This is a genomic window from Raineyella antarctica (genome assembly GCF_900092135.1).
Taxonomy (GTDB): domain Bacteria; phylum Actinomycetota; class Actinomycetes; order Propionibacteriales; family Propionibacteriaceae; genus Raineyella; species Raineyella antarctica.
Genome location: NZ_FMYF01000002.1, coordinates 351002 through 371644, shown reverse-complemented (window position 1 = coordinate 371644; position 20643 = coordinate 351002). Strand labels below are relative to the sequence as shown.

General features: G+C 71.4%; 18 protein-coding genes, 1 tRNA gene, 1 pseudogene and 1 riboswitch. Of the genes and pseudogenes, 15 read left to right on the top strand and 5 right to left on the bottom strand.

Features of this window, described 5'->3' with window-relative positions; genetic code table 11:
• Positions 1-31: 31 nt before the first annotated feature.
• From GA0111570_RS04160 to GA0111570_RS04115, 11 genes and pseudogenes are all read left to right on the top strand, one after another.
• The gene (locus GA0111570_RS04160; protein ID WP_092606703.1) at positions 32-955 is read left to right on the top strand and encodes a transketolase; all 924 of its coding nucleotides are present in this window, start codon (positions 32-34) and stop codon (positions 953-955) included.
• The gene (locus GA0111570_RS04155) at positions 952-1908 is read left to right on the top strand and encodes a transketolase family protein (protein WP_092606700.1); all 957 of its coding nucleotides are present in this window, start codon (positions 952-954) and stop codon (positions 1906-1908) included. The genes GA0111570_RS04160 and GA0111570_RS04155 overlap by 4 nt, the downstream gene beginning before the upstream one ends.
• A 224-nt stretch (positions 1909-2132) precedes the next feature.
• Positions 2133-3029, top strand: a complete 897-nt coding sequence (gene iolB, locus GA0111570_RS04150) for a 5-deoxy-glucuronate isomerase (protein ID WP_092606697.1) — start codon at positions 2133-2135, stop codon at positions 3027-3029.
• Between the two features lie 119 nt (positions 3030-3148).
• The gene (locus GA0111570_RS04145; RefSeq protein WP_245703010.1) at positions 3149-4669 is read left to right on the top strand and encodes an NAD-dependent succinate-semialdehyde dehydrogenase; all 1521 of its coding nucleotides are present in this window, start codon (positions 3149-3151) and stop codon (positions 4667-4669) included.
• Positions 4670-4687: 18 nt separating this feature from the next.
• Positions 4688-5422: a TSUP family transporter gene (locus tag GA0111570_RS04140; protein WP_217634008.1), complete on the top strand. Its 735-nt coding sequence runs from the start codon at positions 4688-4690 to the stop codon at positions 5420-5422.
• A gap of 101 nt (positions 5423-5523) precedes the next feature.
• A riboswitch (cobalamin riboswitch) is annotated at positions 5524-5610 on the top strand.
• Positions 5611-5685: 75 nt separating this feature from the next.
• Entirely contained in the window at positions 5686-7839 is a 2154-nt protein-coding gene (locus GA0111570_RS04135) for a putative cobaltochelatase (protein ID WP_092606691.1), read from the top strand.
• A gap of 1 nt (position 7840) precedes the next feature.
• Positions 7841-8455, top strand: coding sequence for a cob(I)yrinic acid a,c-diamide adenosyltransferase (gene cobO / locus GA0111570_RS04130; protein WP_092606688.1), 615 nt, complete (start codon positions 7841-7843; stop codon positions 8453-8455).
• Positions 8452-10788 carry a bifunctional hydrogenobyrinic acid a,c-diamide synthase/histidinol phosphate aminotransferase CobBC gene (cobBC, locus tag GA0111570_RS04125; protein WP_092606685.1) on the top strand — a complete coding sequence of 779 codons (2337 nt, stop codon included), beginning with the start codon at positions 8452-8454 and terminating at the stop codon, positions 10786-10788. The genes cobO and cobBC overlap by 4 nt, the downstream gene beginning before the upstream one ends.
• Positions 10760-10975, top strand: a pseudogene (locus GA0111570_RS18380) (NAD(P)-dependent oxidoreductase); the annotation flags it as partial. The gene cobBC and the pseudogene GA0111570_RS18380, both read left to right, overlap by 29 nt.
• A gap of 6 nt (positions 10976-10981) precedes the next feature.
• Positions 10982-11800 (top strand): uroporphyrinogen-III C-methyltransferase, encoded by an 819-nt coding sequence (gene cobA / locus GA0111570_RS04120; protein ID WP_245703025.1) that lies wholly within the window; start codon positions 10982-10984, stop codon positions 11798-11800.
• Entirely contained in the window at positions 11797-12552 is a 756-nt protein-coding gene (locus GA0111570_RS04115; RefSeq protein ID WP_245703009.1) for a cobalt-precorrin-6A reductase, read from the top strand. The genes cobA and GA0111570_RS04115 overlap by 4 nt, the downstream gene beginning before the upstream one ends.
• A 15-nt stretch (positions 12553-12567) precedes the next feature.
• Here GA0111570_RS04115 and GA0111570_RS04110 read toward each other — a convergent pair whose 3' ends face one another.
• Complete coding sequence (locus GA0111570_RS04110) at positions 12568-14325, bottom strand: pyruvate dehydrogenase (RefSeq protein ID WP_092606679.1); 1758 nt, start codon at positions 14323-14325, stop codon at positions 12568-12570.
• Positions 14326-14667: 342 nt separating this feature from the next.
• On the opposite strand from GA0111570_RS04110, the gene GA0111570_RS04105 reads away from it, so the two are divergent.
• Together GA0111570_RS04105 and GA0111570_RS04100 are read left to right on the top strand one after the other, a co-directional pair.
• Positions 14668-15465 carry an HAD-IIA family hydrolase gene (locus GA0111570_RS04105; protein ID WP_092606676.1) on the top strand — a complete coding sequence of 266 codons (798 nt, stop codon included), beginning with the start codon at positions 14668-14670 and terminating at the stop codon, positions 15463-15465.
• Positions 15462-16298 (top strand): S1 family peptidase, encoded by an 837-nt coding sequence (locus GA0111570_RS04100; protein WP_092606673.1) that lies wholly within the window; start codon positions 15462-15464, stop codon positions 16296-16298. The genes GA0111570_RS04105 and GA0111570_RS04100 overlap by 4 nt, the downstream gene beginning before the upstream one ends.
• 99 nt (positions 16299-16397) lie before the next feature.
• Here the strand turns inward: GA0111570_RS04100 and GA0111570_RS04095 are convergent, their stop codons facing one another.
• From GA0111570_RS04095 to GA0111570_RS04080, 4 genes are all read right to left on the bottom strand, one after another.
• Positions 16398-16661, bottom strand: coding sequence for a type B 50S ribosomal protein L31 (locus tag GA0111570_RS04095; protein ID WP_092606670.1), 264 nt, complete (start codon positions 16659-16661; stop codon positions 16398-16400).
• Positions 16661-16828: a 50S ribosomal protein L33 gene (gene rpmG, locus GA0111570_RS04090; protein ID WP_092606667.1), complete on the bottom strand. Its 168-nt coding sequence runs from the start codon at positions 16826-16828 to the stop codon at positions 16661-16663. Before rpmG ends, GA0111570_RS04095 begins: the two co-directional genes overlap by 1 nt.
• Positions 16829-16948: 120 nt before the next feature.
• Complete coding sequence (locus GA0111570_RS04085) at positions 16949-18856, bottom strand: DUF2339 domain-containing protein (protein ID WP_092606664.1); 1908 nt, start codon at positions 18854-18856, stop codon at positions 16949-16951.
• A 263-nt stretch (positions 18857-19119) separates the two neighbouring features.
• Positions 19120-19202, bottom strand: a tRNA-Leu gene (locus tag GA0111570_RS04080).
• 204 nt (positions 19203-19406) lie between these two features.
• Between GA0111570_RS04080 and GA0111570_RS04075 the strand changes: the two genes are divergently transcribed.
• A complete protein-coding gene (locus tag GA0111570_RS04075; protein WP_092606662.1) occupies positions 19407-20123 on the top strand; it encodes an FHA domain-containing protein in 717 nt (238 codons plus the stop codon).
• On the top strand, positions 20123-20641 hold the full coding sequence (locus GA0111570_RS04070; RefSeq protein WP_092606659.1) for an FHA domain-containing protein FhaB/FipA: 519 nt from the start codon (positions 20123-20125) through the stop codon (positions 20639-20641). Before GA0111570_RS04075 ends, GA0111570_RS04070 begins: the two co-directional genes overlap by 1 nt.
• Positions 20642-20643 lie beyond the last annotated feature (2 nt).

Here is a 20643-nt window from a genome sequence, read left to right as displayed (position 1 = left end):
GGAGCGACCGGAACGAAAGAGGTTTCACATCATGAGGACCACACAACAGGAAGAGGCGTCACCGCAGGAACTGCATGGCGCCCTGGACACGCAAGCCCTCGAGAAGATCGCCCGCCGGGTCCGGTGGCTGATCATCTCCACGGTGGCCAACAGCAAGGCGGGCCACATCGGCGGCCCGCTGTCGGCCGCCGACATGCTCGTAGCGCTCTACTTCAACGAGATGAGCATCGACCCCTCACAACCGCACGCCCCGGATCGGGACCGCTTCATCCTGTCGAAGGGCCACTGCTCGATCGGGCTCTACTCGGTCCTGGCGCTGCGCGGCTACTTCCCGGTCGAGGAGCTGGCGACCTTCGACCACGGCGGCTCCCGCCTGCAGGGCCATCCCGACATGAAGCTGACCCCCGGCGTCGACGCCTCGACAGGATCATTGGGCCAGGGCCTGTCCGCCGGCCTGGGCATGGCCATCGGGGCGAAGAAGCTGGACCGGGACTTCCACACCTGGGTGATGCTGGGTGACGGGGAGAGCGAGGAGGGACAGGTCTGGGAGGCCGTGATCAGCGCCCCACGCTTCGGGGTGGACAACCTCACCGCGATCTTCGACGTCAACGGTCTGCAGCAGTACGGCTGGCCCGCCCAGGAGCGGGACCGGTTCGACCGGTCGGAGCCGCTGGGGCACGTCGACCTGGAGGCCGTCCTGACCGGTTTCGGCTGGAACGTCCTGACCGTCGACGGCAACGACTTCGGACAGATCCTGTCCGCGTTCGACCAGGTCCGGGCCTGGCACGGCACCTCGGGCAAGCCGACCGCGATCGTTTCGCGGACCTCGAAGGGGCAGGGCATCTCCTTCACCCAGGGCGTCTTCAAGTGGCACAACGGGGTCGCCACCCCGGAGCAACTCGCCCAAGCGCGACACGAACTGCTCGGCAACGACCCAGAGGGAGAACTGCAATGAAGGCCCAGCGCAATGTGTGGGGGGAGGAGATCCTCTCCCTGGCCCGCTCCGACGACCGGGTGCTGGTCCTCGATGCGGACCTCGCCACGTCGACCCAGGCCGTGCAGGTCGCCACCGAGCTGCCGGACTCCTTCGTCGAACTCGGGATCGCCGAGGCGAACATGGTCGGGGTGGCCTTCGGACTCACCACGCTCGGCTACCGGCCGTGGCTGTCCACCTTCGGGGTGTTCCTCACCTGCCGCGCGCTCGACCAGATCCGTATGATGGTCTCCCAGACCAATGCGCCCGTACGACTGGCGGGCGCGTACGCCGGACTCCTGAACGGTTCATCGGGCAAGACCCACCAGGACATCCAGGACCTGGCGACGATGCGCGCCATGCCGAACATGACCGTGCTGGTCCCGGCCGACGAGTTCGAACTCGCCGCAATGATGCCCTGGATCGCCGACCACGACGGACCGGTGTACGTACGGGTGGCGCGTGACGCTGTGGAGCCGGTGTTCGACGCCGACTACCGGTTCTCGCCCGGACGGGTCCACGTGCTGCGCCAGGGTGACGACGTGACGCTGGTCTCGACCGGCGTGCAGACCTCCCGGGTGATCGAGGCCGCTGGGCTGCTCGCCGAGGACGGCATCGAGGCGAAGGTCGTGCACGTGTCCTCGCTCAAGCCGATCGACGAGGACGGTCTGGTCGAGGCGATCGGCGCGTCCCCGCTGGTGGTGACGGTGGAAGAACACTCCGTCCACGCCGGCCTCGGTGGCCTGGTGGCGGAGATCCTGTCGGGGCGTGGGGGCCCCCGGGTCGTTCGGCACGGTCTGGAGGACCGCTGGTCGGAATCCGCGCCCAACGACTTCCTGCTCGACAAGTACGGGCTCTCCCCGAGGCGGGTCGCCGATCGTGTCGCGCAGGCCCTCGGCGCCAGGAGCCACGGACCACGGGTCACCGCGGGCTGACCTCGTCACCCGGGGCACTCGTGTCCCGTGCGCAGGTCACCGTGGGGCGTACGCGATGCTGCCGGGCCTGTTCCCGCGGCCCGGCAGCACCCCACAACAACATCACCGGCACGACAGCACCGGCACGACAGCAAAGGCAGGGCCCGGCGAACCATCGGCGAACCGGGCGGGACAAGATCGGGGCGGACGTGACAACGGACCGACCGGAGGGAAAGGACACGGCAATGGGTGAATGGGTATATCCGCGAGGCAGCGCACCGGAGGGCCCCTGGGAGCTCTCGGTGGGCGCGGCGGGATCCGCGGTCGAGGTGGACGGCTGGGCCCACACCGGGATCAAGGTCGCCACGACCACGGCCGGGCAGGTGCTGACACTGCCGGAGGCCGACGAGGAACGCCTCGTCGTGCCGCTGTCGGGGTCGTTCACGGTGCAGGTCGTCGGAGGTGAACGGTTCGACCTGCGCGGCCGACGCGACGTCTTCTCCGGACCGTCCGACGTGGCGTACGTGACGCCGGGCAAGGCCGTGGAGATCACCTCGGTCGTCGCCGGGACGGTGGCGGTGGCTACCGCGCCTGCGGCCACCGGCGCGCCGTCGCGGGTCGTCCGGGCCGAGGACGTCCCGGTGAGCGTACGCGGCACGGGGATGTGCACCCGGGAGGTCCACAACTTCGGCATGCCGGGAGTCCTGGACGCAGAGAAGTTCCTGGTCTGCGAGGTCATCACCCCGGGAGGCAACTGGTCGTCGTACCCCCCGCACAAGCACGACGAGATCACCGACACCGAGAACTCCCTGGAGGAGATCTACTACTTCCAGACCCGCGCCCAGCCCGGGGCTCCGGAGGGGGCCGGGGCGCCCATCGGGTACGCCCGCGCCTACTCCACCGACGACCAGCGCCCGCTGGACATCACCGCCGAGGTCCGTGCCGGGGACGTCATCCTGATCCCGCACGGTTGGCACGGCCCCGCCGCGGCGGCACCCGGCTACGACATGTACTACCTCAACGTGATGGCCGGTCCCGGCGCACGGGAGTGGCTGGTGACCAACGACCCCGCCCACGCGTGGATCCCGTCGACGATGGCCGATCTTCCCGCCGACCCCCGGCTGCCCCTGGCGGCGCAATGACCCCGGCGATGGCCCTCGCCACAACCATGGCCACGGCCACGGCCACGGCCACGGGCAGAGACACCACCACCCCTGACGCAGGATCGTCCGTCCCGGGCGTCGAGAAGAGAGGCTGACACATGAGCATCAGGTACATGAGCATCAAGGACACGGCCCCCGTCGCCCTCGCCGTGAAGGACCGCGTCGAGGAGGTCCTCGCCAGGACACCGAAGGGCCTGCTGATCAACAATGAATGGCGGGACGCGTCGGACGGGGGCACCTTCGACGTGGAGAACCCCACCACCGGCGAGACCATCGCCACCCTGGCCTCGGCCACCGAGGAGGATTGCCGGGCCGCCATGGACGCCGCCGCCGGTGCCCAGGACGCGTGGGCCCGGACCCCCTCCCGGACCCGCTCCGAGATCCTGCGGCGCGCCTTCGACCTCGTCCAGGAGCGCAAGGACGACCTGGCGCTGCTGATGACCCTGGAGATGGGCAAGCCCTTCGCCGAGGCCCTGGGTGAGGTCAGGTACGGCGGCGAGTTCCTGCGCTGGTTCTCGGAGGAGGCCGTACGCGACTACGGCCGCTACGTGGACTCCCCCGAGGGCAACCTCCGCATGCTGGTCTCCCACAAGCCGGTGGGCCCCTGCCTGCTGATCACCCCGTGGAACTTCCCGCTGGCGATGGCCACCCGCAAGGTCGCCCCGGCGGTCGCCGCGGGCTGCACGATGGTCCTCAAGCCCGCGCACCTCACCCCGCTGACGAGCCAGTACTTCGCCCAGATCATGGTCGACGCGGGCATCCCCGCCGGCGTGCTCAACGTGGTCTCCTCCACTGCCGCCTCGATGGTCTCCGAGACGATCATGGCCGACCCGCGCCTGCGCAAGGTCTCCTTCACCGGCTCGACGGCCGTCGGCAAACTACTGATGAAGCTGGCCACCGACAACGTGCTGCGCACCTCGATGGAACTCGGCGGCAACGGTCCCCTGATCGTCTTCGAGGACGCCGACATCGACAAGGCCGTGGCCGGGGCCATGGCCGCCAAGATGCGCAACATGGGCGAGGCCTGTACCGCCGCCAACCGCCTGCTGGTGCACGAGTCCGTCGTCGACGAGTTCGTGGCCAAGCTCGCCGAGAAGATGTCCGCGCTCACCGTCGGCAACGGCTTGGAGGAAGGCGTCACCGTCGGCCCCATGATCGAGGCCAAGGCCAGGGATTCCATCGAGAGGTTCGTCACCGACGCCGTGGATCGTGGCGCGGAGATCGTCGTCGGCGGCAAGCGCGTGGAAGGGCCCGGGTACTTCTTCGAGCCCACACTGCTGCGCAACGTCCCGAGGGACGCCCGGGTGATCCGTGAGGAGATCTTCGGCCCCGTGGCGCCGGTCATCACCTTCAAGGACGAGGAGGAGGCGGTCGAGCTGGCGAACGCCACCGAGTATGGCCTGGCCTCCTATGTATTCACCGAGAACATCTCCCGAGGCCTGCGCATCGGCGACCGCATCGAGTTCGGCCTGATGGGGCTGAACGTCGGGGTGATCTCCAACGCCGCCGCGCCGTTCGGAGGGGCCAAGCAGTCCGGTCTGGGCCGCGAGGGCGGCGCCGAGGGCATCCACGAGTACACCACCACGCAGTACATCGGCGTGGAGAGCCCCTGGGCCTGAGGATCGGGCTCTTCGGTGGTGACCCACGTGCTTGACCTTCCCCTCGCCGGATGGATCCTCCTCGGGGTCGCGGCGTTCATCGGCGGCTTCTCGAAGACCGCCCTTTCCGGGGCGACCACCGTCTCCGTGGTGCTGGCGGCGATGGTCCTGCCGGCCAAGGAATCGACCGCATTGATGTTGGTCCTCCTGCTCGCCGGGGACATCTGGGCGATCCTGACGTACCGCCGGGACGCCGATGTCCGCCTCCTGCTCCGGCTCGTCCTGCCCGTCGTCGTGGGCGTGGCGCTGGGCGGGGTGTTCCTCGGGCGGGTCGACGACCTGGTCCTGCGCCGCACCATCGGCGGGATCCTGCTCGGACTGCTGCTGGTCGGGCTGGTCACGCGTCGCCACCGGCCGGGCAGGACCGAGGCGCACCTCTACGGCGGCCTCGCCGGGTTCACCACGATGGTGGCGAACGCCGGCGGGCCGGCCATGAGCCTCTACCTGCTCAGCGCCCGCTACGGGAAGCTGGCGTTCCTCGGCACGACCGCCTGGTTCTTCGCCACGGTCAACCTGGTGCTCAAGCTTCCCGTGATGGTGAGCCTGGGCATGATGACCCGGGGAGTCGTGCTGACGGGTCTCGTCCTGGTCCCGTTGGTATGGCTGGGCGCCCTGGTCGGCCGCGTCGTGGTGAACCGCCTGAATGAGGTCTGGTTCGCCCGTCTGGTCACTGCCTTCGTCGTGGCGTCGGCGCTGTACCTCGTGCTGTCCTGAGCACGCTCCGCCACGAGGACCCGGGGGTCGCGCCGCCCCGGCGCGACGCGCCGTCGCCCGTCGCCGCCGCTCCCCGCTAGGATCGGCCTGCACGCCACGTGGAATCCGGTGAGATCCCGGAGCGGTCCCGCCACTGTGTGGACGTACGCCCGACCAGCACGACCGGCGCGTACGCCCGAGCCAGGGCATCGCGGCGCGCCGGCCCGTCCTCCCCGGACGGCCGCCACTCGACCACGCGGGCGCGGCACCCGCACGGAGGCCCCATGCGCAGTTATCCCTTCTCGGCCGTCGTCGGCTCCGACGACATGCGGCTGGCACTGGTCCTGACCACGATCTCCCCGGCGATCGGCGGCGTGCTGGTCCGGGGCGAGAAGGGCACCGCCAAGTCCACCACCGTCCGCGCACTGGCCGAGTTGCTGCCACCCCAGGACGTCGTCGCGGACTGCCGCTTCGGCTGCGACCCCGCCGCGCCCGACCCGGCCTGCCCCGACGGCCCGCACGACGTCGCCTCCGCCACCAGCACAACGACCAGGCCCGCCCGGCTGGTCGAACTGCCGGTCGGCGCGACCGAGGACCGGGTGATCGGCTCGCTCGACCTGGAGCAGGCCCTCGGCGCCGGCCACGTCCGCTACGAGCCGGGCCTGCTTGCCGACGCCAACCGCGGCATCCTGTACGTCGACGAGGTCAACCTGCTGCACGACCACCTGGTCGACCTGCTCCTGGATGCCGCCGCGATGGGCCGCAACAGCGTCGAGCGCGACGGTGTCTCGATCTCCCACGCCGCCCGGATCGTCCTGATCGGCACGATGAACCCCGAGGAGGGCGAGTTGCGTCCCCAGCTGCTCGACCGCTTCGGCCTGACCGTCGAGGTCGCCGCCCCGCGCGACCCGCGGCTGCGCGCCGACGTGGTCCGGCGCCGGCTGGCGTACGACCTGGACCCGGAAGGCTTCGCGGCCACGTACGAGGCCGAGCAGCAGGCCACCCGCGCCCGCCTCGCCGACGCCCGCGACCGCCTCGACGCGGTCCTGCTGGACGAGGCCGCACTGCTGAAGATCGCCGAGATCTGCGCGGCGTTCGAGGTCGACGGGATGCGCGCCGACATCGTCACCGCCCGCGCCGCGAGCGCCCATGCCGCCTGGAACGGTCGGACCCGCGTCACCAAGGACGACATCCGGGCCGCCGCCCGGCTCGCGCTGCCGCACCGGCGCCGCCGCAACCCGTTCGACGCACCCGGCCTGGACGAGGAGCTGCTGGAGCGCCTGCTCGACGACCTGGACGACCCCGAGCCCGAGCCCGACCCTGACCCGACCGACCCCGAACCGCCCGCCCCGGGCTCCGAGGACGACCAGGTCGACCAGGAGGGCCAGGGCCACCCGGACGGCTCGGACACCCCCGACGGCGACGACGCGCCGACGGACCGCCCCGCCCCGCCGCGCCCCGAGACGGCGAACGGCCCCGACCAGGCCCCCGGCACGGACCCCACCCCTGAGACCGACCCCACCCCCGAGGCCGAGGCCCAGGACGCCGACCGCCCCGGCGCCGCCGCCCGCCTGGTGCTGGCCTCGGCGGGCCAGCCCTACCGCACCCGCCGCCTGGAGGCCACCGGTGTCGGCAGCGGTGAGGCGGGTCGCCGTTCCCGCGCGATCACCTCCCAGGGTCGTACGGTCGGCGCCGGCCCCGAGGGCCGCACCCTGCACCTGCCCGCCACGATCCGCGCCGCCGCGCCGCACCAGGCCGCCCGAGGCCGTTCCTCCGGCAAGCTGCGGCTGGACGCCGGCGACCTGCGCCGCACGGTCAGCGAGGGCCGGGAGTCCAACCTGGTGCTGTTCGTGGTGGACGCCTCCGGCTCGATGGCCGCGCGCCGTCGGATGGAGGCGGTCAAGACCGCCGTGCTCAGCCTGCTGCTGGACGCCTACCAGCGCCGCGACAAGGTCGGGCTGGTCACCTTCCGCGGCACCGACGCGACCCTGGCCCTGCCGCCGACCACCTCGGTCGACACCGCCGCCCGCCGGCTGGAGGAGCTGCCCTCCGGGGGTCGTACGCCACTGGCCGAGGGCCTGGCGATGGCCGCCGAGGTGCTCCGGCTGGAGAAGATCCGCGATCCCCGGCGCCGCCCGCTGCTGGTCGTCGTCACCGACGGTCGCGCCACCGCCGGCCCCGACGCACTGGCCCGGGCCCGAAGGATCGCCGGTTTCCTGGCCGGCGGGGACGCCGTCGTGGTCGACTGCGAGACGGGCCGGTTCCGGATGGGCCTGGCCGCCGACCTGGCCGCCCGGATGCGCGCCGACCTGGTCGACCTCGGCGACGTGGGCCGCGACGGCACTGAGGCCGCGAGCCGTACGATCGTGGACACCGTGCGGCACCGTACGTACGACACCGCGCAGCACCCCACCGACCTCCGACGAAAGGCCGCCTGACATGCCCGAAGGCCAGCCACTCTCCGTGCCGGACGACGGGCTCACCACCCGCCAGCGGCGCAACCGCCCGCTCGTGATCGTCAACACCGGTGCCGGCAAGGGCAAGTCGACCGCCGCGTTCGGCCTGGCGCTGCGCGGCTGGAACCAGGGCTGGGACATCGGCGTGTTCCAGTTCGTGAAGTCCGCCAAGTGGCGGATCGGTGAGCAGACGGCGCTGGAGACCCTCGCCACCGTGCACGCGCAGACCGGCCAGGGCGGCCCGATCGAGTGGCACAAGATGGGCTCGGGCTGGTCCTGGTCGCGCAAGGAGGGCTCGGACGAGGACCACGCCGTCGCCGCGCGCGAGGGCTGGGCCGAGATCAAGCGCCGGCTCGCCGCCGAGCGCCACCAGTTGTACGTGCTCGACGAGTTCACCTACCCGATGAAGTGGGGCTGGATCGACCCCGCCGACGTCGCCGACACCCTGCGCCACCGCCCGGGCAGCCAGCACGTGGTGATCACCGGCCGGGACTGCGCCCCCGAGGTGCTCGAGGTGGCCGACCTGGTCACCGAGATGACCAAGGTCAAGCACCCGTTCGACAACGGCCAGAAGGGCCAGAAGGGGATCGAGTGGTGAGCGAGCAGACGCCGCTGGCGCGTGTCGTGATCGCCGCGCCGGCTTCCGGACAGGGCAAGACCACCGTCGCGACCGGCCTGATGGCCGCGCTGTCCCGCCAGCCGTACGGGCTGGACGTGGCCGGCTTCAAGGTCGGCCCGGACTACATCGACCCCGGCTACCACGCGCTCGCGACCGGGCATCCCGGCCGTAACCTCGACCCCTGGATGCAGGGCGAGGAGAGGATCGTGCCGCTGCTGCTGCACGGCTCCCAGCACCCGGTGGCCGCCAGGGTGGCGATCATCGAGGGCGCGATGGGGCTCTTCGACGGCAAGCTGGGCACGGATGGCTATGCCTCGACCGCGCACATCGTCGCGCTCACCGAGTCCCCGGTCATCCTCACCGTCGACATCTCCCACGCCTCCCGTACGATCGCCGCGACCGTCGGAGGCCTGGCGGCGTTCGAGGAGCAGGTCCGGATCAACGGCGTCATCCTCAACAAGGCCGGCTCGACCCGGCACGCCGACGAGGTCAAGCGCGCGCTGAAGCGGCTCGGCATCCCGGTGCTCGGCGTGCTGCCGCGCGACGAGGCGATCCACGTGCCCTCCCGCCACCTCGGCCTGGTGCCGGCGGCCGAGCGCGACGAGGCGCTGGCCGCCCTGGACGCGCTGGCCCAGCGGATCTCCGACAACGTCGACCTGGCCCGGGTGGTGAAGATCGCGATGACCGCCCCGCGGCTGTCCGGCCCCGCCTGGGACCCTGCGGCCGAGGTCCACCCCCCGACCCATCCGACCGACTCGACCGGTCCCGGCGCGACGACCGAGCCGCCGGCCAGGCCCCGGATCGCCGTCGCCGGTGGACGCGCCTTCACCTTCCGTTACGCCGAGACGACCGAACTGATGGAGGCGGCCGGCTGCGAACCGGTCGAGTTCGACCCCATCAACGACCCGATGCTGCCCGCCGGCACCGCCGGCATCTACCTGGGCGGCGGCTTCCCCGAGGTACACGCCGACGACCTGTCGACCAACGCGCCGATGATCGCCTCGATGCGCGAAGCGATCGCCGCCGGCACCCCGACCGTCGGAGAGTGCGCCGGACTGCTCTACCTGTGCCGCGAGGTGGACGGGCACCCGATGGTCGGCGCTGTCGAGGCGAGCGCCGAGATGACCCCCAAGCTCACCCTCGGGTACGTGGAGGTCGAGGGCACCCGCGGCCACGAGTTCCACCGCACCGCCACCGACCCGGCCGAGCCGGCGATGCCCGCGAACGTGCACGCCTCCTACCTGCACGTGCACTGGGCCGGCAACCCGGAGCTGGCCCAGGAGTTCTGCGACGCCGTGCACGCGTACGACGCGGCCCGCCCCGACCTGGACCACCACGGTGACACCGAGGTCGGCGAGGGCCTGGTCGACCTGGCGGTCAACGTCCGTACGCCCACCCCGCCCGCCTGGCTGTCCGAGGTGATCGCCGCCACCATCCCGCAGCTGGGCGCCTACCCGGACGCCACCGCCGCCCGGGAGGCGATCGCCGCCCACCACGGGGTCACCCCGGACATGGTGCTGCCGACCGCCGGTGCCGCCGAGGCGTTCACGCTGGTCGCCCGCGCGATCCCGGGCGAGCACCCGGTCGTGGTGCACCCGCAGTTCACCGAGCCGGAGGCGGCGCTGCTGGCCGCGGGCCGTACGCCGCACCGGCACGTGCTGGCGCCGCCGTTCACCCTGGACGTCGACGAGCTGCCCGAGACCGACCTGCTGCTGGTCGGCAACCCGACCAACCCGACCAGCGTCCTGCACGACGGGGAGTCGCTGTGGCGGCTGGCTCAGCCGGGACGGATCGTGGTGATCGACGAGGCGTTCATGGACTCGGTGCCCGGGGAGCACGAGTCGCAGATCGACGCCGAGATGGACAGCCTGCTGGTGCTGCGCTCGCTGACCAAGACCTGGGGCCTGGCCGGGCTGCGCGCCGGCTACGTGGTCGGCGACCCGGCGTTGATCCGGCTGCTCGCCGCCCAGCAGCCGCCCTGGTCGGTCTCCTCCCCCGCCCTCGCCGCCATGGTCGCCTGCACCACCGATCGCGCGTTGGTCGAATCGCAGCTGGCGGTGATCACCACCACCCGGCACCGCGACCACCTGGTCGAGGCGCTGACCGGTCTCGGCTGGGGCGTCGTGACGCCCGCCGAGGGGCCGTTCGTGCTGGCCGACACCCACGACCCGGGTATGCGCCGACGGCTGCGCGAGCGCGGCTTCGCGGTCCGCCGGGGCGACACCTTCCCCGGTCTGGGGCCCAGCTGGGTGCGCGTGGCCGTCCGCGAGCCCTCCGTCACCGATGCGCTCGTGGAGGCCGCCCGTGTTTGAGATCGACGTCACCGGCCGGGAGGTCCTGATCACCGGGGTGGACGAGGCGACGACCGGGCAGGTGGCAGCCCTGCTCCGCGACGGCGCCCACGTCACGGTCGCCGCCGAGCAGTTGCCCACCTCGCTGGTCGACCTGGTCGAGCGCGGCCTCGTCACCCACGACGTGGACCCGCAGGGGTCGTACGACCTGGTGATCGCCCCGCCGCCCCGGCGGCCCACCGCCGCCACCGAGCCCGAGCAGGCGGGCGGCTCCGGCCGGGTCACGCTGGTCGGCGGCGGCCCGGGAGATCCCGGCCTGATCACCGTCGCCGGCCTGGCGGCACTGCGCGAGGCCGACGTGGTCGTCACCGACCGGCTCGCACCGCTGGAGCTGCTGGCCGGCCTGCCCGCCTCGGTCGAGGTGATCGATGTCGCCAAGATCCCCCGCGGGGAGCAGACCTCCCAGGAACGGATCAACCAGGTCCTGGTCGAGCAGGCGGGGCTGGGCAAGCACGTGGTGCGGTTCAAGGGCGGCGACCCGTACGTGTTCGGGCGTGGGGGCGAGGAGGTGCTGGCGCTGTCCGCCGCCGGCATCCCGGTCCGCGTCGTCCCGGGGGTCACCTCCTCGATCGCCGCCCCCGAACTGGCGGGCATCCCGGTCACCCACCGCGGGCTCACCCAGGGCTTCACCGTGGTGTCCGGCCACGTCCCCCCGGGCGACCCACGCTCGACCGTCGACTGGTCGGCGCTGGCGCACAGCGGCACCACGCTGGTCGTCCTGATGGGCGTGCACACCCTGCACCGGATCTGCACCGGCCTGGTCGAGCACGGCATGGACCCGGCCACCCCCGCCGCAACCATCGCCGACGCCGGCCTGGCCAGCCAGCAGGTCGTCCGCGCCACCCTGGCCGACCTGCCCCGGATCGTGAAGGAGGCCGGCATCGGCTCGCCCGCGGTGACGGTGATCGGCGCCGTCGCCGGCGAGCACCTGCCCGGCACCGGGGACCTGGCCGACCAGGGCCTGGTGCGGTGACCGGAGGCCAGGGCGGGATCCTGGTCCTGGGCGGGACCCGCGAGGCCCGCACCCTGGCCGCGCTCCTGGACGGTTCCGGCGTACCGGTGACCACGTCGCTGGCCGGCCGGGTCTCCCGGCCCGCGCTGCCGGTCGGCGGCGTACGCGTCGGCGGCTTCGGGGGCGCCGACGGGCTGGCCCGCCACCTGCGCGAGGAGGGCGTACGCGCGGTGGTCGACGCGACCCACCCGTTCGCCGCCACGATCAGCGCGAACGCAGCCGAAGCCGCCCGGGCCACCGGGGTCCCGCTGCTGCGCCTGCAACGTCCCGGCTGGGAGGACCGTCCCGAGGCCGCCGGCTGGCACTGGGTCGACTCGACCGAGGAGGCCGTCACCGCTGCCGAACACCTGGGCGAGCGCACCTTCGTCACCACCGGACGCCAGTCCCTGCCTGCGTACGCGGGGTGGACCGACCGCTTCGCCCTGGTCCGGGTCGTCGACCCGCTGGACGGACCCGTGCCGGCCGGCTGGCAGGTGCTGCTGTCACGGGGACCGTACGACCTGGCCTCGGAGACCGCGCTGATGCGCGAGCACCGGATCGACGTGCTGACCACGAAGAATTCCGGCGGTCCGCTGACCGAGGCCAAGCTGCAGGCGGCGGCGGACCTGGGCGTCGCGGTGGTGGTCGTGCGCCGGCCCGCCGCGCCGGCCGGCATCCCCCTGGTCACCTCCGCCGGAGAGGCCGCGGACTGGGTGGCGGGCCTCCTGCGCTGACCCAGCCCCGACTCCTCAGCGCAGCTTCCAGCTCCGCGGGATGTTGCGCATGTTGGACCGGGCCATCGAGACGACCTCGCCGGCACCACCGTTGAGCACGGTCTTGCTCATCGCGGTGGCGAAGCCGATCAGCTGCTCACCTGTCACCGCCGGCGGCAGCGACAGGGCATCGGGGTCGGTGATCACTTCGACCAGTGCCGGGCCGCGGTGGGCCAGGGCCGTACGCAGCGCCGGCTCGACCTCCTCGGGCCTGGCCACCTGCTGCGCCTCGAAACCGAGGGCCGCGGCGACCTTGGCGTAGCTGACCGGGGGCACGTCGGTGCCGTAGCCGGGCAGGCCGTTGACGAGCATCTCCAGCTTGACCATGCCGAGGGTGGAGTTGTTGAAGACCACCACTGTCAGCGGCAGCTGGTACATCTGGGCCGTCACCAGTTCGCCCAGCAGCATCCCCAGGCCGCCGTCGCCGGAGACCGAGATGACCTGCCGGTGCGGGTACGCGAACTGCGCGCCGATCGCGTGCGGGAGGGCGTTGGCCATCGACCCGTGCAGGAAGGAGCCGATCAGCCGGCGACGCCCGTTCGGGTTGATGTAGCGGGCGGTCCACACGTTGCACATGCCGGTGTCGGCGGTGAAGATCGCGTCGTCGGAGGCGACCTCGTCCAGGACGTTCGCGACGTACTCGGGGTGGATCGGCCGGTTGCCGGCCTGCTTCTTGCCGGTGTAAGCGCCGACGGTGGAGGTCATCAGCTTCTGGTGCTTCTTCAGCATGTCCTGCAGGAAGCCGCGACGATGCTTGCGCTTCAGCAGCGGCAGGAGCGCCTCCAGCGTCGGCAGGATCTCGCCCTGGACGGCCAGGTCGACCTGCGTCCGCCGGCCCATCGTGGCGGCGTCCCGGTCGACCTGGGCGGTCTTCGTGCCGGGGAGGAACTGGTCGTACGGGAAGTCGGTGCCGAGCATCAGCAGCAGGTCGGCGCCCTCCATGCCGGCCGCCGCCGCGCCGTAGCCGAGCAGGCCGGTCATCCCGACGTCGTACGGGTTGTCGTACTGGATGAAGTCCTTGCCCCGAAGCGAGTGGCCGATCGGCGCCCCGAGCAGCTCGGCGAGCCGGATCACCTCGTCGTGGGCTCCCTCGACGCCGGCGCCCGCGAAGATCGCGACCTTGTCGGCGGCGTTGATCATGTCGGCGAGTTCGGCGACCGACTCCGGGTCCGGGACCAGCCGGGCGGGACGGACGTCGTGCCACGCCGGGGTCGGCGCGGTGGCCTCCTCGTCGGCGACGTCACCGGGGATCGTCAGGACGGCGACACCGTGGTCGGCGAGGGCGTGGTGCATCGCCGAGTCGACCAGGCGCGGGAAGACACCCGGGTCGGTGACCATCTCGCTGTACACCGAGCACTCGGTGAACAGCCGGTCCGGGTGGGTCTCCTGGAAGTAGCCGGTGCCGATCTCCTGGCTGGGGATGTGCGAGGCGATCGCCAGCACCGGCGCACCGCTGCGGTTCGCGTCGTACAGGCCATTGATCAGGTGCAGGTTGCCCGGCCCACAGGACCCGGCGCAGACCGCCAGCTCCCCGGTCAGCTGGGCATCCGCCGCGGCGGCGAAGGCCGCGGCCTCCTCGTGTCGTACGTGGATCCAGTCGATGCCACCGTTTTCGGAGCCGCCGGATCGGCGGACGGCATCGACGACGGGGTTGAGCGAGTCCCCGACGATCCCGTAGATCCGGCGGACACCCGCTTGCTGCAGCTGGGCGACGAGTTGTTCGGCGAGCTTCATGACGTGCCTCCCGGGGCTTCGTGGACCCCCTAAAGAAGTTGACGTTTTGACTATATTCCTCATGAGCCCCGGGTGACCGCGTCCGTGCCTGATCGAGATACTGCGGGAGACCGACGGGTGATGGCAAGGGTTCGCGACAGTTTCCCCGGCGGTGGTCCAACACCCCCGCAGCCGGGCCCCTGCTCCCCATCGTCGGCCGGGAGGTCACCTGGCACCGGGGAACCCGCCGGGCAACGGCACGTCCGGCGAGGCGGGCCGCCGACTGAGTGGGCCGATCGACCAAGACCTTGACATACTGCGCTGGTAGGACCGATCGATCTGGTCACGACTTCAGGAGCCGCGATGCCCGACAACTCCCTGCCCGTGCTCAACTGGCTCACCGACATGGACGGCGTGCTCGTGCACGAGAACCGCGCCGTGCCCGGGGCCGCGGAGTTCCTCGAGGCACTGCGGCGCGCCGAGCGCAACTTCCTGGTCCTCACCAACAACTCGATCTTCACCCCCCGCGACCTGCGCGCCAGACTGTCCCGCAGCGGTATCGACCTGCCGGAGATGAACATCTGGACCTCGGCGCTGTCCACTGCCGCGTTCCTGAAGGACCAGTCCCCCGGCGCGACGGTGTACGTCATCGGTGAGGCCGGCCTGACCACCGCCCTGCACGAGGCAGGGATGATCCTGTCCGAGACCGACGCCGAGTACGTGGTGCTGGGCGAGACCCGGGCCTGGTCGCTGCCGGCGATCACCAGGGCGATCAACCTGATCATCGGGGGGGCGAAGTTCATCGCGACCAACCCCGACCCGACCGGTCCGTCCCCCGAGGGGATCCTTCCCGCCACCGGATCGGTCGCGGCGCTGATCACCCGGGCCACCGGGATCGAGCCGTACTACTGCGGCAAGCCGAACCCGTACATGATGCGGGCGGCACTGAACCGGATCGGCGCCCACTCCGAGCAGGCCGTGATGATCGGGGACCGGATGGACACCGACGTCATCTCGGGTCTGGAGGCGGGGATGCGGACGATCCTGGTGCTGTCCGGCATCACCCAGCGCGGCGACCTGGGCCGCTTCCCGTACCGTCCGACCCGGATCTGCGACTCGATCGCCGACGTGGTGCCGCTGGTGGAGGAGTTCGCGCGATGATCCGACGCCTGCTGATCGGCCTCGGCGCCGTGCTGGCGCTGGTGTCCGCACCGCTGAGCGCGCAGGCCATCACCTGGGGCCACCCCGACGGGACGGAACATCCGGAGGTGGTCGGCATCATCGGCATCCGGATGGATGTCCTGACCGGCACACCGTATGAGGAGGCGTGCAGCGGCACTCTCCTGTCCAGCGACCTGGTGCTCACCGCCGCACATTGTGTGGAGGATTCCCACGGTGTCTCCAACTTGGCGACGTACGTGTCGAACTTACCGCAACTGTCGGCGGACAGGAGGGCCTGGGTCACCGGTACGGCGATCGCCCACCCCCAGTTCGACAACTTCGCCGACCAGTCGCACACCTACGACATCGGCGTCATCCAGCTCGACACCCCGATCGACACCGGCGGCGTCTACGGCAAGCTCCCCCCGCTGGGGTTCCTCGACCAACTGGCTACCTCGCGGGGGAAGCTGTCGGAGCGCAAGGTGTCCGTCGTCGGCTACGGGGTGCAGGGCACCATCCCCCCCAGGGCAGCGTACGACGGGCGGCGCTGGACGGGGACGGCCGCGATCACCGGGCTCAACAACCCACAGTTCCTCGGGGACCAGTCCGTGCGCCTGAGCAACAACCCGGGCCAGGGCACCGGCCCCGGCGGGGTCTGCCTGGGGGACTCCGGGGGGCCGGCCTTCTGGATCGACCCGGCCACCGGCCAGGAGACGAGGATGGTGGTGGCCCTGACGTCCCTCGTGACCGGGCAGTGCGCCGGCAACTCGTACTCCTTCCGCACCGACACCGCAGTCGCCCAGGGCTTCCTCAGCCCCTACCTGGGGAAGTGACCCGGCGAACACGTGACGAGGGGGCCGGCGCTGTCTGCGTCGACCCCCTCGATCTCGATCTCGATCCTGAGCCGTTGGAATCGTCAGCCCTCGGGAGCCTCAGGCCTTGGAGGAGCGGTGGGCCACCCCGTACCGGCGGCGGAACTTCTCCACGCTGCCGGCGCTGTCGACGACCCGCGCCCGGCCGGTCATGAACGGGTGCGAGGCCGAGGACACCTGCACGTCGACCACCGGGTAATCCCGGCCGTCCTGCCAGGTGATCGTACGGTCCGAGGTGGCGGTGGAGCGGGTCAGGAAGGCGAAGTCGGCTGACCTGTCGCGGAACACGATCTGGTGGTAATCGGGATGGATGGCGTTCTTCATCAGTGGGTCTCCTTGAATTCGACGTGACGACGCACGATCGGGTCGTACTTGGTGAGCGAGAGCCGGTCCGGAGTGTCCCGGCGCGACTTGCGGGTGACGTACGTGAAGCCGGTGCCGGCGCTCGAGCGCAGCTTCACCAGCGGACGCAGGTCGTTCCTCTTGGCCATTTCGGTTCCCTTCCGGCGGCCCGTCCACGGTCCACCTGACGATGCCCATCCGAGGACGAGCTCCTGACAATGGTTTTCAACACCGGGTGGGGTGGGGATATTCCCGCCCGCGTACGGACCTCAGTCGCCGGCGCGGTCGGACGCGCCCGGATCGGGAGTCACACGGCGGCCCTCGAGCTGCCGGTAGTACCACGTGCCGACCACCAGCAGCAGGACCCCGACAGCGATGAAGGCGGCGGCCCGCCAGAGTCCGGGCAGGGACCGGGTGTCGAAGAGGAAGAGCTTGGCCACCGCTGTCACCGCCAGGCCGACCGCCAGCCGGGCGCGGGCGCGCCGCTCCCGCCCCGCCTGGAGCCGCGGGGACACCAGGACGATGCACAGCAGCGCGAGACCGATCGTCACCAGGACGTGGGCCACCCGGAAGCCCCGAGCCATGTCGCCGAGCGAGGATCCGACCAGGGATCCGGTCAGCACGACGGCGGCCGCCCCGACCACCACGGCGCCGGACCAGGCGAGGTGCAGCGCACGCGTACGTTGGCGCGGGAAGAAGGTCTTGTACGCCCGGTAGGCCAGGGCGGCGACGACCAACCCGAGGAGCGACTGAACCACCCGCTCGACACCGCGGTCGGCGACGTCCACGACGAAGGACGTGTGGAACAGCACGGGCAGCACCGGGAGCCACCACACCAGGCCGACCACGCCCAGGATGCTGCCTGCGACGAGTACCGCTGTGGACCGCGACCGTTCGGCCAGTGCCAGGCAGACGATCGCGAGCGCCCAGGGCAGATAGCCCAGGAACTGCCGGCCGAGCGCTACCAGCACCCCGAAGGCCAGGAACAGCACCCCGAGGGGGACGGTCGTCGTGCGGACCTCCACCGTGCTGCGACGCGAGGCACCCCACGCCATGACGGCCAGGAGGACCACGCCCAGGACCAGGCAGGCGGTGGCGGCCGGCGCAACGGTCTCCTGGGTCTGGGCGACGACCATCAGCGGGGTGGACAGGGCGGTCAGGCCCGCCGCCTCGGCCACCCGCTCGCGCCGGCTCGCGGACCGGTGCAGCAGCGCCAGCGCGAAGCTACCGAGGGCCAGTACGGCGGCCAGCAGGACGGCGACACCGATCGACCGGACCAGGGACAGCCCCGGCCCCCAGCGGAAGACCGACGGAGAGGCCGCCACCCAGATGGCGTACAAGACGGTGGGAACGGTCCGGCCCAGGAGCAGCCAGACCCATCCCAGTCCGAGCTGGGCCACTCCGGCCACCAGGGTCAGCAGGACCATGAAGCCGACGACCGCCAGCGTGCCGTCGGCCGGACCCGTCTCGACCACCGGCGCGACGAGCAGGCCGCCCAGGACCGCTGCGACGGCGATCCCCTGGCTCCGCCAGGACCGGGCCGCCCACAGGCCGGCGAGCCCGACCAGGCCTGTCACCACCAGCCCCGGAAGGAGCGCCACCAGCGGCCGGCCCTGGTCGTCGACGAAGCGTACGGTCAGCGCGAGCACGCACAGGTACACCGACACGAGGCCGGTGGCCAGGAGGGCCCGGGCCCCCACGTTCGCGGGATCGATCCGGTGCTGCCAGACGGCCGCCACGACGGCGATGACGGCCAGCCCGAGGCCGAGCGCCGTACGGGTGAGCTGGCCCGGCACGGCACCACCGGCAGGCAGCAGCACCGACGCGACGCCGATCAGGGCCACGGCCGATCCGGCGACCGTGAAGAACTTGGGCAGGCCGCTCCGTGCGGGCCGGCGGGTGGGGATCTCCGGCTGCTGCGGCTCCTGGTCCGGCTCGTCTTCAACCGGCTCGTCTTCCACCGGCTCGTCCGATGTCGTCACGTCCGGTGGGTTCCCGTCCGATCCCCAGTCGTCCGGCAGTTCCTCCTGGGGTGGACCCGGGACAGTGCGTTGCCGGGGGGCCACGGACTCCGCCAGCAGCCTCAGGTCAGCGGCCAGCGCCTCCAGCCGGCCGGACAGGAAAGAGACGTCGGCGCGGATGCGAGCGGCGATCGTGTCGGGATCCTCGGCAGTCATGGCCGTGCCTCCGTCCGGACCAGGAGCGAGTTGACCAGTCGTATCCATGGACGGTAGCCCGTGGGAGGACCCCATCGACAGGGGCGCGCGCAGGCCGGGAGAAGTCCGCCCCGCCGCAATGACGAGGCCCCGGTGGCGCTCCCCTCGATAGGAGCAGGCGTCCACCGGGGCTCCACGTCACCAGCAGCCCATCGGCACGCAAGACGCCCACCGGAAACGAAGAACGCCTGGGCCTACTTCCGTAGGTCCAGGCGTTCCATTTGTGCGCGAGAGAGGATTTGAACCTCCACGTCCCAAGGGACACTGGCACCTGAAGCCAGCGCGTCTGCCGTTCCGCCACTCGCGCAAGTGACTCGGGCGGCCATTGAGGCCTCCCGTAGCAACCGGAAAACCATAGCACACACCTCCCCCCAAACACGAAATCGGCCCAGGGGCCCGCTCCCGGTACCGTGGGCAGCGCCCGACAGGGCCGACAATCGTAGGGTGCGCGCACCCCGGCGCATAAGATCAGGATTGCGATACCCGTGCAGTCAGCCGGAAGGAACTGAGAGTGGGAGTCTTCGACCGCTTCGAGCGGAAGCTGGAGGGCGCCGTCAGCGGCGTCTTCGCCCGCGCGTTCAAGGGTGACGTCCAGCCGGTCGAGATCGCTGCGCGCCTGCAGCGCGAGCTCGACGCCGAGGCCAAGGTGGTCTCCCGCGATCGCCGCCTGGTCCCGAACAACTTCACCGTCCGGCTCTCCCAGCACGACCACGAGCGCCTGACCCCGTACGGCAAGACGCTGAGCCGGGAGATCGTGCCGGAGCTGAAGCAGCACGCCTCCAGCCAGGGCTACATCTTCAACGGCCCGATCACGATCAGCTACGAGCTCGACACCTCACTGCCGACCGGGCAGTTCACCGTGACCTCCGAGGCCGTCGCCGGCGTCGACCCGGGCCCCACCCCGCCCAGCACCACCCAGATCAGCCGCTCGAGGCTGGTCCTGGAGGTCAACGGGATGCGCCATCCGCTCACCCCTCCCGGCTTCATCATCGGCCGGGGCACCAGTGCCGACCTGCGGATCAACGACCCCGGCATCTCCCGGCAGCACGCCGAGATCAAGGTCTCCGGCACCGGTGACGACCAGCAGGTCACGATCGTCGACCTGGGCTCGACCAACGGCATCATCGTCAACGGACAGCGGGTCACCCAGGCGCCACTGCACGACGGCTCGCGGATCGAGATCGGCTCGACCCGGATGCTCGTCCACTCGCCGTCCACGGAGCACTGATGTCGGACATCCTGCTGTCGGGCCTGAAGATCGGCTACCTGGCACTCCTGTGGATCTTCATCCTGCTGGCGGTGAACGTCATCCGCACCGACCTCTTCGGTCGCCGCGTCCCGGCCTCCGAGCTGCCGGCTCCCGAACCGCGGCCCGTGAAGACCCGTAACCGGCGCGCCGAGCGCACGCCCGCGGCTCCGCTGCCGGGTCGTCCGGCCCCCGCCTCGGTGGTCCCGGCCCGCCTGATCGTCACCAACGGACCCCAGACCGGCATGGCCGCCGAGGTGGACCAGGCCGGCACGTACGTGGTGATCGGCCGGTCCCCCGAGTGCGCGATCGTGCTCGAGGACGACTACATCTCGACCCGCCATGCGCGCGTGGTCAACGGGGACCAGGGCCTCTACCTGGAGGACATGGGCTCCACCAACGGCACCTATGTCAACGGCCGGCGGATCTCCGCCCCGACCAGCGTGGGGACCGAGGACGAGATCCGGGTCGGGCGCACGATCCTGAAGCTGGAGCCCTGAGT

Coding starts and splice junctions, on each gene's coding strand:
- GA0111570_RS04110 (WP_092606679.1), bottom strand. CDS start 14,325: ATGAAGCTCGCCGAACAACTCGTCGCCCAGCTGCAGCAAGCGGGTGTC.
- GA0111570_RS04155 (WP_092606700.1), top strand. CDS start 952: ATGAAGGCCCAGCGCAATGTGTGGGGGGAGGAGATCCTCTCCCTGGCC.
- GA0111570_RS04135 (WP_092606691.1), top strand. CDS start 5,686: ATGCGCAGTTATCCCTTCTCGGCCGTCGTCGGCTCCGACGACATGCGG.
- GA0111570_RS04160 (WP_092606703.1), top strand. CDS start 32: ATGAGGACCACACAACAGGAAGAGGCGTCACCGCAGGAACTGCATGGC.
- GA0111570_RS04100 (WP_092606673.1), top strand. CDS start 15,462: ATGATCCGACGCCTGCTGATCGGCCTCGGCGCCGTGCTGGCGCTGGTG.
- GA0111570_RS04070 (WP_092606659.1), top strand. CDS start 20,123: ATGTCGGACATCCTGCTGTCGGGCCTGAAGATCGGCTACCTGGCACTC.
- cobO (WP_092606688.1), top strand. CDS start 7,841: ATGCCCGAAGGCCAGCCACTCTCCGTGCCGGACGACGGGCTCACCACC.
- iolB (WP_092606697.1), top strand. CDS start 2,133: ATGGGTGAATGGGTATATCCGCGAGGCAGCGCACCGGAGGGCCCCTGG.
- rpmG (WP_092606667.1), bottom strand. CDS start 16,828: ATGGCCAAGAGGAACGACCTGCGTCCGCTGGTGAAGCTGCGCTCGAGC.
- GA0111570_RS04145 (WP_245703010.1), top strand. CDS start 3,149: ATGAGCATCAGGTACATGAGCATCAAGGACACGGCCCCCGTCGCCCTC.
- GA0111570_RS04095 (WP_092606670.1), bottom strand. CDS start 16,661: ATGAAGAACGCCATCCATCCCGATTACCACCAGATCGTGTTCCGCGAC.
- GA0111570_RS04105 (WP_092606676.1), top strand. CDS start 14,668: ATGCCCGACAACTCCCTGCCCGTGCTCAACTGGCTCACCGACATGGAC.
- GA0111570_RS04085 (WP_092606664.1), bottom strand. CDS start 18,856: ATGACTGCCGAGGATCCCGACACGATCGCCGCTCGCATCCGCGCCGAC.